Origin of the sequence: Nocardia sp. NPDC005998, assembly GCF_040614395.1 — a bacterium.
Lineage (GTDB): Bacteria > Actinomycetota > Actinomycetes > Mycobacteriales > Mycobacteriaceae > Nocardia.
On record NZ_JBEXUI010000055.1, the window covers coordinates 36120 to 48714 of the forward strand.

Here is a 12595-nt window from a genome sequence, read left to right on the forward strand (position 1 = left end):
TCACAGGCACCCCACGCGTCGTACTACCACCCCCAGGCGGCACCACACCACCAGGCGGCACCGGACCACACACAGGCAACCCACCGCTGCCTCGAGGCGCCGACGGGACCCCCCGCGCGCTACCACCAACCCCACCGCCGACCACCACCGCGCCACCGCCCGGCACCACCACCGGGCCGCACCCTGGCGGCACCGATCCCGGTTCCGCCCGTCCGACCAGCGGTAGACCCGCCATACCTGCCGCCGACGAGCCCGCAACTCCCACCCGCCCGCCCAGCCCCTACGAACCGTACATCCCGCGCCGCACCGACGACCCGTACCCGCCCAGCCCCTACGAACCGTACCCCCCGCGCCGCACCGACGACCCGTACCTCCCGCCGCTCCCACGTGGAGACGATGACCGGGGTCTGCCACCTCGACCGCCTCAGCTGCCGGAAGAAGGCACCCCGCCACACACCCCGCCACCATACGAACCGGTCAGCCCCCCGCACATCGAGCGTCTGAATGATGCTCTCGAGCACCAACGCCCCATCGATCTTCCAATGCCGGACGAGCTTCCCCCGCCACCGCGACCGGACGGTACCGAGCCGGATCCGGCCCTCACCTTGTACCAAAGACATGGGGGCCAAGACGATCCCGCGAACGTCCCCGACGTGGTCGAAGGTATGCATGCGGTGATAAAGGACTGGGCCAGCCCCGACCAGGCTGCATCCGCCGTGCATCTGGGCAGAGCTCTATTCGAAGCGCATGTCTACCTCGGGCCCGGCGGCGAGATAACGGCCACGAAGACCGGCGAAGTCGGCAACCGAGTCTTGCGAGTCGAGGTGTCGCCACCCGACACCCCGGCGACACCGAGCGGCCAAGCGAGAACCGAGATACCGCCACACGCACGAAGCCTCATCGAACAGAAGCTCCAGGCTTTCGCGCATCGGTACGGCATCGAGGACGGCCCCGACGGACAGAAAACCTACTGGTTCGAAATAGACGAGGCCGGTCCGGCCATCAATCCAAGGGCCCTCGTAGGAGGGTACGAAACGACACTCCCTCCGCATGCCGATGAGACCGCGCCCGCAGGTGACAATTATCAGAGCGGATCGCCGTTCGAGGGACATCCGGACGCGGAACTACTCGAGTATGCCGTGGAGAGATTTCCCGAAGTACTCGACCGCCCGCACACGCTGGAGGAACTGCAGCAGGCCATACCTGGCCCGACGACGTTCGAGGAATTACATCAAGCGTTGCGTCCCGATCTCTCGCTCGACGAATTCGAACGACTACTACCGGATGACATTACACTCGGCGAGGCCCATCAGGCTGTACGTCCCGACATGCCATTCGATGAGTTCTTCGAAGCGATGCAGCCGGGCTTGACATGGGAAGAGCTGGTGGCGGTTCGCAACTTCTCGTATGAGCGGCACGGACTCGAACCGCCCCCGCGCGCTTTAGACTATTACGACCCGAACGACTGACGTGGTGGTCCCCTGCTGATCGTCGGTCGCCAGGCGGCCGTGGTTGAGGTGGCGGCGCGTGGTGCGTCCACGAACAACGGGTGATCGACGATCTGTCCGTGTGCGTAGACCGCATCGCGCAACCGCTGTCGGTTCGGCTTGTCCGCATAGTCGGGGGTTGAACATCTCGTAGATCAAATTGTGCCAATCAGGCGCCGACTCCGCCTCGGCGTCGTCCGACATATCCAGATCGGTCAGGGTGTCACTTCTGGGCATCCCAATCGCCGACGAGTCAGGGTTACGGCCATGGCCTTTCGGCGGGGTCGTCTCCCCAACAGCGATCCTGTGCTGCCGAAGGGCATCGAAAGTACTGTCCCGAGTCGCCGCCATTATGTCGGATACCAGCTCCGCATCGCTCGCAGCGCCCGACGATCGTCCCGGGAGCGATGCAGCGATAGGTGAGTCTGACCATCCCGTCTACCTCCGTCATCATGCACGAACTTGGTGGGGGGCGGCGGGTGTGACCCGGTCGATCTTTTCAAGTCGGAAATGTTGTGACCGTATCAGCCGTCGGCATGGCATTGGCAGTTGGCGCAGCTGTCCTGTGCACTCCCCCAGCGGAAGTTGCCTCTCAGGCCGCAACTTTGTCTCGATGATGTTGGTCGAACCTACTTAAGTGTTTTGGCAGGAATGTACGGATGCGCTGTGCCGTTGCGAGCAGCACAATCCCACTGACACACGAGACGTCAGGTGGGCAAAGTGCGAGTGCGACATTATCGATGTAGATCAGATATAGGCGTGTCGACAAGTCGGCGACCTCTTATGAGGCCCGATCTCCGACCGATGAATTTCACTCCATCTGCACGAACCACGCTGTAGTCGACTGATCGAAGCGGAGCATATCCATGGTTGACCCCCAGCACCGGAATACGCCGAATAATGGCGAGACGCTTGAAAGGGGCCAGTCGCTCGTTTCCCAGAACGGCCTGTTCCGGTTGACGATGCAGCAAGACGGCAATGTGGTGCTATACGGCCCTACCGCCGATACGAGGAGAGGTCCGAATGGTACAGCGATGTGGAGTTCGGAAACGCACGGCAGCGACTCTCGGCGGCTCGAAATAGAATTCGGTCAGCTGAAGACAGAGTCTGATAAAAGCAACGATGCCGAACTCTACAAGAACAAGGATGGATGGAGCGCTCCCATACCCGGGATATCAACCGGAACCTTCGGCTTCGGCTCGAAGATAACGGAAATCTCGTGCTCTACAACGTGGTCGACAACCAGCCTGTCTGGAGCAGCAATACCCGTCGACTCCGCCACGAAAGTGCTCGGTGAAGATGTATTCGAGGCCACTGTGCAACAAGCGCAGCAACTGCGACCGGAGTTCGAAGAGCTCCAGCCGCTCATGCGCAATCTTGTCCAAGACCAGCTGCCTCGCACCGGCCCGACGGACTCCAGGTGGCAGGAACTCTCGCCCGCCGAACGAGAAGTCGCGCTCCTCGCCGCGGCGGGATGGACCAATAGCGCAATCGCGGCGCGGAGAGGCAACTCCACCCGCACCGTCGACGCCCAGATCACGACAGTTTTCCGGAAATTGCTGATTACGAACCGCTTCGACATCATCGGACACATTCCCGAAGAATTCCGGTACCGTATCGCGTCCGAATCGCAGCGACGTCCCGCTCGTTCTCGGCCTCGTCGGTAACGCTTCGGCTCGAGTATGCTGAACTCCCCACGGTGCGCCCTCTGCACCCAGTTCACTACGCAACCGCTCCACGGTCGCCGCCACATCACCGCCGATCCGATCGAACTCCGGCGCGCGGACGCGCATCCGATTCACGCCGACCGAAAACTGTTCGGTCACGACAGTCTCCCTACAGCTTGGGTGACCTTTTCAAGATTGTTCCGGTACTCGGGTTCCCCGGGTTCGGGGCCGGTTTTCTCGCCGCGGCGTTCAGTTCACACTGTGGTGGGCGGTGCTGCCGCCGCGGGCAATGGCCGCTCGCGATACGAACCGATATCGTTGTGACGATGCGCAGCAAGCGCTGAGGGCTAGGCGGTAGTCGAGGTAGACGGCAGCTGATGGAGCAGTGGCACTACGAACAGCAACGGGCACAGCTCGCGGATATTCGGGACGAGTTGTCCGCCCTGAGCGCCAAGGCCATTTCGCGTGACGGTTCGGTCGAGGTAACCGTCGATCAGTCCGGCATTGTCATTGATGTGCGATTGGAGCCGAGGGCCCTGCGTGGCCCGGCCGCGGATATCGGCCGGGCGGTCACGGAAGCAGCCAGGGAGGCCGCGCGGCTGGCGCATCAGCGGGTGAGCGAAACCATCGGCCCGATCGAAGATATCGTCGGCCGCATGCCCGATCCAGAGGATCTGCTGCCCGGCGCACCCAGCCTTCGGGAACCGGATGCGGACGTCCAGCAGGCCACCCCGGTTGGCTATGAGGACGACGAGGACGACGACTACTACGACTGACGTGGTGGTCCCGTGCTGATCGTCGGTCGCCGAGCGGCCGTGGTGCCGGTGGGGGCGCGTGGCGCATCCACGAACAACGGATGATCGACGATCTGTCCGTGGGCGTAGACCGCATCGCGCAAGCGCTGTCGATTCGGCTCCTCCGCGAGCAGCAAAACCAGTTCGTCACAGCGACGCTCGAATACCATCGCCCGCAGCAGCATCGCCTCGGATGCCGAACGCCCATCGGCGTCGGATCGCAACTCCCCCAACGCCACCCGTGATACATCGGCCCGGCGCGACAGCATCGACGCCGCGAGCAGATCGTCGGCATCGCGCAGTTCCTCCCACCAGTCGGCGGGCACCTCCCGGCGCTGCCGGATCGCCTCCAGGATCCGCTGGCGCAGGCGCGGCAGCCCCAGCGAGTCGGGCGCACCCGCCTGTGCGACGCGCCGATGGGCATCCCAGGCGAGGTCGATGCAGCGCGACCCGATCCCCTGCGCCGGCACCTGTCCGATCCGCTCCAGCAACTGCGGCGCGGACACCAGGCCCAGCCGATCCGCCAAACCCGCTGCTGCGGCACTCAAATCCATTGCCGACGAGGCGGATATCGGCCCCTCCATCGGTACCTCACGCAGTTGGGCGCGCATAGCCGAATCGATTGGCTGGGACGATACGATGGCCGTCACTTTGGCACCCGTCCGGCGTCCCCAGGCCGCGCCGAACTCGGCGAGCACCCGCGCCGGATCGGATACGCCTTCCCATGCGGGGTCCGCGACCTCCCACATCCACGGCGTCGAAATCTCGCGCGGAAGATGTAGGCCCGTAGGGAGCCAGCTGCGGCCCTCATTCGAGGTGACGAACGCGTTGATGCCGCCGGAATGCCGCATTATCGACACCGCCCACTCCAGCCCGAGCACCGACGAATCCACCGCGGCCAGCACACCGCCCAGCAGTGTCCGTGCCAAAACGAGATCGCCGTCGACCCGCTCGCCGAGCATGAAGGTCGGGGCCGCGGCGGCCACCATCGCACCGCCGACCACATCGCGGATCAGCTCGTCGCTGCCGCCGGTATCCGAACGCCCGTCCACGGTCTGCGGATCCCGTTGCGCCGAACTCGGTTTCGTGTTCGGGACGGCCGCACTCGGCCCGGCCACAACCGGACCTGCGGAAACCTTCGGAACCGAGGCCCCGGACCCACGTGAATCGACCTGCGGCGCTTTCGAATCCATCGCACCCGGTCGTGATTGCCCCTCCGGGGACTGACCACCCGGCGCAGCGGACTGTGCCGACACCGGCGGCACCGATGATACGGTCGGCGCGGAGATGCCGGTCGAACCGGCCGCGGGCGGCAGGATCGTCGGCAGCATCGGCGACATCGGCTCTGACAAGTTGGTCGATGCCGCTTCCCGAGTGCGCTCGAAGGGATCGGCGCCGTGACCGGAATCGCTTGCGGCCGTGCCAGTTTCCGCATGCTGCCCGGAATCGGTGGCCTCGCCCGCCGTCTTGCCGATGGCACCGGCATCGGGGCGATCCTGGTATTCGCCGGTTGTGGCAGACGTCGCACGCGACGGGACGCCGGTCGTGGAAGCACCTGGATCAGCGCCGTCCGGCTGCGCCGCCGGCGCGTAGCCCGTGGTGACGCCCGGAGTCGAGGTCGGGGCGGAGACCGCGGGCGGCATCCCTGGGGTGGCTGGCACACCCGTTGGCGTGCCATGTGACGGCGAATCCACGGGAAGATCTGTCGGCCCGCTTCCCCGCAAACCTTGGTCGGACGGATTCACCACCGGCATATCGAATTGCGGGCCGAAGCCCAGCGGACCCGGGAACTGGTGGTTCGGTCCGGCCCCCGGGTGCCCGATCTCGTGCTGGGGGCCGGGCATATGCGGATGCGCGGGCCGGTGTCCCGGCGGTCCGTCCGGCAGATGGTGACCGCCGGAGGTCGGTGGCCCCAACTGCCACAACTTATCGTAGAACGGCTTCAGCGTCGGCGAAGTCGCCGGGCGGCTCGACTTCAGCGCGTTCCGCGCCACATCGTCGACCTCGTCGCGGGCCTCGGCGATGATCTGTGCGACGCGGTCGCGCAGCGCTGCTGCCTTGGCCTCGCGTTCGGACTCGTCATCGGATTCATCGTTCTCGGCGGCCTGGTACGCCTTGCGAATCCTGGCAGTGGCGTCGTCGACGATGTCGAGTATCTGATTGCGGGTGCGATAGACCAGATCAGAGAAACCCCGGAAGATATCCGCCGCGGCGTCCAGCGCGTCCGCGAAGGCCTGCGGATTCCCGCGCTGCTGCCGCATATTCTGTTTGACGGGGTCGAGCCCCTCGCTGGCGCGGACCCGATTGTCGAAGTCGTTGCGGGCTTGCTCGGCGCCGAGGGTATCCAGCGCCGCGGCGCCGTCACGCGCCGTGTTTTCCAGTGCGCTCCAGTCACCGGGCGGGACTTCAGGCCAGTTGTCCTTGACTATCTGATCCCAGTACGGACTTTCGTGCTCCGGCGACATCCGGTGATCAGATCGAGTCGTACCGTCGGACGTACGCTCCACCCGCCACATCCGCATCGGTGAGGACATTCGTCGTGCTCACCGTGGCGGTATAGGTAATCCGCGCACCGTGGTCATTGGCAGCCACGGCGTGAAGCAAAGCGGTCACGGCCTCCTCCCGGTGCGTATCGAGCGCTCGGTCGAGCTCCGATTTCGGCCGATGGTGCAGGACCAGGTCCGCGACGGTCGCGGAAACCTGACCCGACACGGTTTCGATGGCTCCGGCGAATCTCGCCGCCGCAGCGTTGACTTCGTGCGGTTCGTCCATATCCACCATGTCGGCATCCCGTCTGAGAGAGGTTGTTTCGGTTCAGCTGGTGGCGCCGAATTCGGCGTTCACCATGGCACGGAAGGAAGCTTCGGTCGGCAGGTCGAACGAGTCGATCGTGTAGGACCGCGTGCCCTTGTACTCCATTTCGGCACGCAGCCCGACCCGGGACTTCATATGTGCCAGGCGCGCGAGCTTCAGAATCTCCGCGGCCAACCAGGCATCGCCGTTGTCACGCGCGTCGTCGGTGATGTGCATCCCGACGATCTCACCGTCACGATCGCAGGCGACGCCGCAGGTGTGGTCGGGATTGAACACTTCGTAGACCATGCGCCGCCAGTCGAGAGCCGGCGCCCCCTCGTCCATGTCGAACTCGTCCGGATGTGGCTCGGTCAACGGGATCCCTCCTAAAGTCGTTCGGCAGGTTGTCGATTCGAGGATGCACTGCGCACGGACGGATCCTCATCGGGTGCGTCCAGCCGCGCGATGAGCGCGCTCCACGCGGCGTCATCGATGCTCATGATCTGGCGCAGCTGCCAGAATCGAGCGCCTAGATACATCTCGGCGGTTCCGTCCGGGGCCACATCGAGATGGTCTGGCCCGTCATTCGTCGGGTTGAGCGTAACCGTGGTGATCGGCGGACGCGCGTCATCGATATTCATGATCGTCGCGCCGCCTCCGGGGATGAAACTCTGGCGGCAGCGCGGGCTGCTCGCGATCGCGATATCGGCGCTATTGGTGGTCACCGTGATCTCGGAGTTGAGCAGCAGTTGCACCGCCCAGGCCCGAGCCGCGAGCTCCGGTCGATCGGCATTGATGGCGATGGTCAACGTGGTCGCCAGGTCGATGACCAGTAATGCCTCGGCGGTGGTGACACCCACGATCGCCAACCGCTTGGCGGTGCCGACCGGATAGGGCAGATCGTCGGCGCCCAGGGTCACCACATCCGATCCGACGCCGACGCCGGTCGCGGGATGAGCGACGACGGTTCCCGTCGCGACGTCGATGGTGTACGCGGCCACCAGACTCGGCATCCGTTCCGCGACCCCGGCCAACCGGACCAGGCCCTCGTCGTGCAGCCACCGCACGGTATCGGCAACGGTGACCGCGCCGAGTTCGGGCCCACCCGTCTCCGGACCTCCACCCCCCATCGAATCGCTCCGCGATGCGGTCATGAGGGCACCGCACCCGCTGCCGCCGGGGGTGATCCGGACGGACCGGTCGGGCCAGGCGACGCGAACGGCTCGGGCGGCGGCACCGATTCCATCACGCTCTGGTACTGCCGTGCCGCATCGGCGGTGCTCTCATGAATGGCCGCCATGATTTCGGTGACCAGTTCCTGATTGGTGAGGCGGTCCGCGGTGCCCGGTGCCAGAAACAGATCCGTCAGCCGACCCATCGCATCCACCTCGGGGATGATCGCACCGCTGGGCGATGGCCGACGCGCTCGGATACCGTCGATCCGCTCACGCATGTCGGCGATTCGATGCCGCAACTCGCGGGCGGCGTCGAGGGCCGCCTGTACATCGGGGTGGATATCACTCACACGGAACCTCCGGTTTGGGTCGGGCCCTGGCCTGCCGACGGCGTCGGCGGTGTCACAGTCGGGGCGATCGTCGGCCGTTCCCCGATGACCTGTTCGGTATGGGGGGTGTCGTCGACGTACATCAACCGGTCGGGATGCCACGCGACCACCCGATTGCGTTCGTTGCCGCTGCCACCGGCACCACCCGCACCGGGGGCCATCGGCATGTACGGCATACCCGCACCGGCACCGGCACCGGCACCGCGCGCGGCCGCCGCGCCCGCCCCGGACGAGAATCCCTCGATGACCGGTGTTCGCGGCATTCCCACCGCGGTGCTCGATGCCGCACCCGAGGTCGCGACAATCGGCATCGCGCCGACCGAGACCGAGGTTGTCGCGCCGGAGATGTCCGGCACTCCGACCCCGGAGATCGGACTGCCCGCCGCCCCGGAGCCGAGCGACCCGAGGCTACTGGGGATGCCGAGGTCGTCGTATCCGTAGTCGCTGTACTCATCATCGCCGCCGAGGTCAGAGGTGCCCTGGTTCTGGGCCATTTCGGCAGCGGAGGACATGGCGCTCATCATCGCCGGCAGCATCTGGGACAGCATGCTGGAATCGCTGCCGCCAGTGCCACTGCCATTGCCGCTGCTCTTGCCGCTGCCACCGGTGTCGCTCGTACCGCCCTCGGTGGGAACCTTGGAGTTGACGGTTGCGGAATAACCGGTGATCGCCTCGACGGAACGGGCGTTCTGCTCCTGGAATTCGGCGAGCGCCTCTTGGAGCGCCAACTCGTTCTTCGACTTCATCGCGGCCAGCAACCGCTTGCGGGCCGCGATGATTTCCTCGGGTGTCGGATGTTTGGCCTTCGCGATGGTGAACGCGTTGCTGTAGGCGTCGACATTGTCGGCCAGCGCACCCAATCCGGCGCCGAGCTGCCCCAGCCAATTCCGATGCTCGGTGAGGTGTTCGGCCACCGTGGTGCCGACCGGTGTCCAGTTCTGCATCAGCGTAGCCGCACCGTCGACGCCTTCGGCGGCGGCGACGTGGAAGCCACCGGTGTACTTGCGAATATCGGCCGCGAAACTGGTCGCCGGGCCGGTGCCGGGGCCGGTGTGCAACTGCTTCGCGAAGGTGAGCGGGTCAACGGATCCGGTGGCCGCGGGCAGGGTGAAGTTCGGTGCCTGCCGGAGACCGAACTCCTGCACATCGCCCACCGGATTGTTGAGGATCTCCGCACCACTGCCGCTCACGATGCGGGCACCCTGATCATCGGTGGTGGTGTAATCGGTTGCCGCGCCACCGATGTGGTGTGCGTGGCGCTGGACCTCATTGAGCACGCCGAGCACACCATTGAACAATGATGCGGCCTGCGCGTTGAGCCGGGGCACATGGGCCCCGGAGATCGGGTCGGCACCCGCGGGCTGCACCCAGCCGTTCGGCAATCCGGCTCCGGTGTCACGCGCCAGCGCGGCCAGCTTCGAGGCCACATCGACGAGTTCCGCCGGGTCGACGTTCAGCGCCACTGCCTCCTCCTCTCACCATCCGGCTCACGATCACGCCGGAGCGGCCGCCGCGGTCATGGCGGCACCCCCCGACGGATCGCCGGTGACCGGAGTACCCGACATCTTGCCCTGATCGTGTTCCTCCGGCGCGGTCGCTTCGATGCCGTGCGGATGGCTGAATCCAACGAATTGGCCGAATTCCCCAGCGCTATCGGACATTTCCGCCGGAGCGAACTGCTTCAACTGGCCGTTGACCACGACCTCCAGGGTGCCGCCGTCGTCGGCTGGGAAGGCCACCACAATCGCGGTGCGAGCGTCCCAGATCGCGACATCGCCGGTCATCAGCTGGTACGGATCGACCGAGGTCCCGATCTGCTTCTTGTCCGACCACTTCGCCGGGGTCTTCGCGTATGCCGCCTGGGCGTCGGTGCCGCTGGCGTTGCCGAACGCGGCATCCAAAGCCTGTGCGACAGTGACCGATACCTTCTGAGTCCGGCCGTCCGGGAACGTGTACACGACAGTTCCGTCGGAGTTCGGCGTGCGGCCCGGCATGCCGGTTGTCGGCTGCGAGGAGGACGAATTCGCCGGGGGGCCAGTGTTGGTCGCGGGTGCGGGTGTGTTCGTCGCCGCCTGCACCGCAGGCTGGGCAGGCGTGACGGCCGCGGGTACGGCGCGGATTTGGTCCTCGTACGGGTCGTATTCGGCGCGCCGGTTGTTCAGGTCGGTGTCGGCCTGGCCGCGGTTCATCATCTGCGCCAGCATCATCGGCAACATCGAACTCATCATGTCCATACCGGAATTCGCCGGTGATGCGGCCGCCGCATCCGGCACCGATGCCGGTGTGGCGGTAGTCGGATTCGTGCCGCCGTTTTTGAGATCGTCGAGCGCCTGCTGCACCTTGTCATCGAGCGGGGAACCGGTCGGCGTGTTTCCGGTATCGAGTCCGGGAGTTTTCGGATCGAGATTGTCAAGCCCGGGGACCTCGGAATTGGGGTCGATCGGGGTGACCGGGTTGGGGTCGAGACCCGGCGTCGTCGGAGTCGACGGCACTTCGGGGACGGGCGTCGGGTTGGCCCGCTCGTTCTTCAGATCCTCGTAATCCTTCTGGAGCTTCGCGTACTTATCTTCCAGCTCTTTCATCTTCGCGGTCTCTTTGTCGACGCCGTCCGCGGTGTCCTTGTGTGCGTTGTGCGCCTGGTCCAAGGCTTCGGCGACGGCCTGTATTGCCGCGTTGCAGTACTCGTAGATGTGCTGATCTTCCTTGATCCCGGGGGCGGGCACGGTTGGCGCCGCCTCGCTGATCTGGAGAACCCCGGCATTGACAGCTTGCTGCGCGGCCTCGGAGATGGGGGCGGACTTCTTGGCCAGCGGTGCTACGCTCTTGGTCGATTCATCGATTTCGTTCGCCGCATCATGCAGGCTTGCTGCCGTGACCGCATAGTTCTTGAAATTGGCCAGATGCGCCCCGGTGACCTGCGCCGGAATCGGCATGGTCGGCGGATCGGTCTTCCCATCCTTACCGCAGCTGTCGAAATAGCCCTGGAACTTGCTGGGCAGCTTAAGGTACCAATCTACCGTTGTCTGCAGCGGCTTATACTCCGGCGCCACTTCCTGGATTCGATCAGGATCGGGCATCAGCATTTCGTGCATCTTCACGGCGCTATTCCTGGGCCGGATCCGTTACGTGATGATCTTGACGGGCAGTTCCGAGATACCATTGAACATACGGTCCGCAATCGCGGCACCCGCGCCGACCCCGAGTCTGGTGACACCTCGCAACCCCCAACTCGTTGCTTTGCCGTCCAGAACCCTTTGCCGGGCTGTTTTCACTGTGACCCGGGCTCCCGTTTGGGCGTTTAAGAATTTCTTTCCCCGCATGCCCGTGAACGCTATTTTGCCAGCCAGGCCCTCCAACTTCTTCGCCGCCATTTTCTTGATAACGCCGCCCACGAGCGCGCCGCCCACCCCGCCTCCGATCGCACCGATGCCGGCTACGACACCTTGCTCCGCAGCCTCGTCCCAGCTCTTGTGATCGATATAGCGGGCCATCAGAGTCTTCACCCCGCCCGCGATCAGCGGACCGGCGATCGGGCCGCCCAAAAAGCCGGCCCCGAAAACGACCGCGCTTTTCCAGTTGAAACCCCACAACCTGATCACCTATCCGATGTCGCGTGCGCACCTACCCGCAACAGGCCGTTGACGATGGTGCGTGGACGTTCTACTGACCTCCTCATTGTTGAGGATTCCCAACAGTGGGAACCTGAGGTGCGCACCGAACGAGTCAGGATGGTGATGGTAGGTCATGCACTGACGTGCATGAATTGCCGTGGCCACCACGTTGTTCCGGTCCGCCGGGCGATCGACACAGGAGGAATACCGGATGCGCCTGCACGGCCTGCCGCTCGGGCGTCCGGCATCGCCGGTCACCCGAGTCCGCGTGCGGCGGGCACTCGGAGGTGCGGGGTGACGAGCGCCGAGGCGGAGATCGCCGTCGAGGGTCAGGCGGATGAAAACGGTGCCGAGCCCGGACCATCCGCTCCGGTAACCCCGTGGTCGAACAGACGCAGGCGCGCGACTCCCGGCCAACCCGCGACACCTGGACAGAACGGGTCTACACCGGCGAACCAGGGATCGACGAACAACAATGCGGTACCGCCCGGAACGGCTGCCCAAGGCCCGAATTCCGGTGCTCAGCCTGCTGGTTCGGGATCCGGTCCGGGTTCGGCTGTGGTGCCGCAGGGCAATGTTGTTGCGCCGCCGGGTCCGGGGGCGGGGCAGCCGGGGCAGCCGCCTGCTGCTCAGCCGGCTCCGCAGGCTGCGCCTGGTCCTTTGGTGGATCCGGACACGG

General features: G+C 65.3%; 12 protein-coding genes. 4 read left to right on the plus strand and 8 right to left on the minus strand.

Going from position 1 to position 12595, the window contains the following annotated elements; translation table 11 throughout:
• Positions 1–653: 653 nt before the first annotated feature.
• The 3 genes from ABZ293_RS38980 (at position 654) to ABZ293_RS38990 (ending at position 3930) form a co-directional block, all read left to right on the plus strand.
• Complete coding sequence (locus ABZ293_RS38980) at positions 654–1469, plus strand: hypothetical protein (RefSeq protein WP_355189212.1); 816 nt, start codon at positions 654–656, stop codon at positions 1467–1469.
• Between the two features lie 1385 nt (positions 1470–2854).
• Positions 2855–3154 (plus strand): helix-turn-helix transcriptional regulator, encoded by a 300-nt coding sequence (locus ABZ293_RS38985; RefSeq protein WP_355189233.1) that lies wholly within the window; start codon positions 2855–2857, stop codon positions 3152–3154.
• Between the two features lie 377 nt (positions 3155–3531).
• Positions 3532–3930, plus strand: a complete 399-nt coding sequence (locus ABZ293_RS38990) for a YbaB/EbfC family nucleoid-associated protein (protein WP_355189214.1) — start codon at positions 3532–3534, stop codon at positions 3928–3930.
• Here ABZ293_RS38990 and ABZ293_RS38995 read toward each other — a convergent pair.
• From ABZ293_RS38995 to ABZ293_RS39030, 8 genes are read right to left on the minus strand one after another with little or no spacing between them, the layout of a single operon-like run.
• Complete coding sequence (locus tag ABZ293_RS38995; protein WP_355189216.1) at positions 3921–6413, minus strand: hypothetical protein; 2493 nt, start codon at positions 6411–6413, stop codon at positions 3921–3923. The two genes, ABZ293_RS38990 and ABZ293_RS38995, sit on opposite strands and share 10 nt — an antisense overlap.
• Before the next feature lie 7 nt (positions 6414–6420).
• Entirely contained in the window at positions 6421–6729 is a 309-nt protein-coding gene (locus ABZ293_RS39000) for a hypothetical protein (protein WP_355189217.1), read from the minus strand.
• A gap of 33 nt (positions 6730–6762) precedes the next feature.
• Positions 6763–7116 carry a hypothetical protein gene (locus ABZ293_RS39005; protein ID WP_355189219.1) on the minus strand — a complete coding sequence of 118 codons (354 nt, stop codon included), beginning with the start codon at positions 7114–7116 and terminating at the stop codon, positions 6763–6765.
• A gap of 11 nt (positions 7117–7127) precedes the next feature.
• A complete protein-coding gene (locus ABZ293_RS39010) occupies positions 7128–7871 on the minus strand; it encodes a hypothetical protein (protein ID WP_355189221.1) in 744 nt (247 codons plus the stop codon).
• A 20-nt stretch (positions 7872–7891) separates the two neighbouring features.
• On the minus strand, positions 7892–8266 hold the full coding sequence (locus tag ABZ293_RS39015) for a hypothetical protein (protein ID WP_355189223.1): 375 nt from the start codon (positions 8264–8266) through the stop codon (positions 7892–7894).
• A complete protein-coding gene (locus ABZ293_RS39020) occupies positions 8263–9768 on the minus strand; it encodes a PPE domain-containing protein (protein ID WP_355189225.1) in 1506 nt (501 codons plus the stop codon). The genes ABZ293_RS39015 and ABZ293_RS39020 overlap by 4 nt, the downstream gene beginning before the upstream one ends.
• A gap of 30 nt (positions 9769–9798) precedes the next feature.
• Positions 9799–11403, minus strand: coding sequence for a hypothetical protein (locus ABZ293_RS39025; protein WP_355189227.1), 1605 nt, complete (start codon positions 11401–11403; stop codon positions 9799–9801).
• Between the two features lie 24 nt (positions 11404–11427).
• On the minus strand, positions 11428–11895 hold the full coding sequence (locus ABZ293_RS39030) for a hypothetical protein (protein ID WP_355189229.1): 468 nt from the start codon (positions 11893–11895) through the stop codon (positions 11428–11430).
• A 496-nt stretch (positions 11896–12391) separates the two neighbouring features.
• On the opposite strand from ABZ293_RS39030, the gene ABZ293_RS39035 reads away from it, so the two are divergent.
• The coding region (locus ABZ293_RS39035) for a hypothetical protein (protein ID WP_355189231.1) at positions 12392–12595 on the plus strand (204 nt) is incomplete at its 3' end.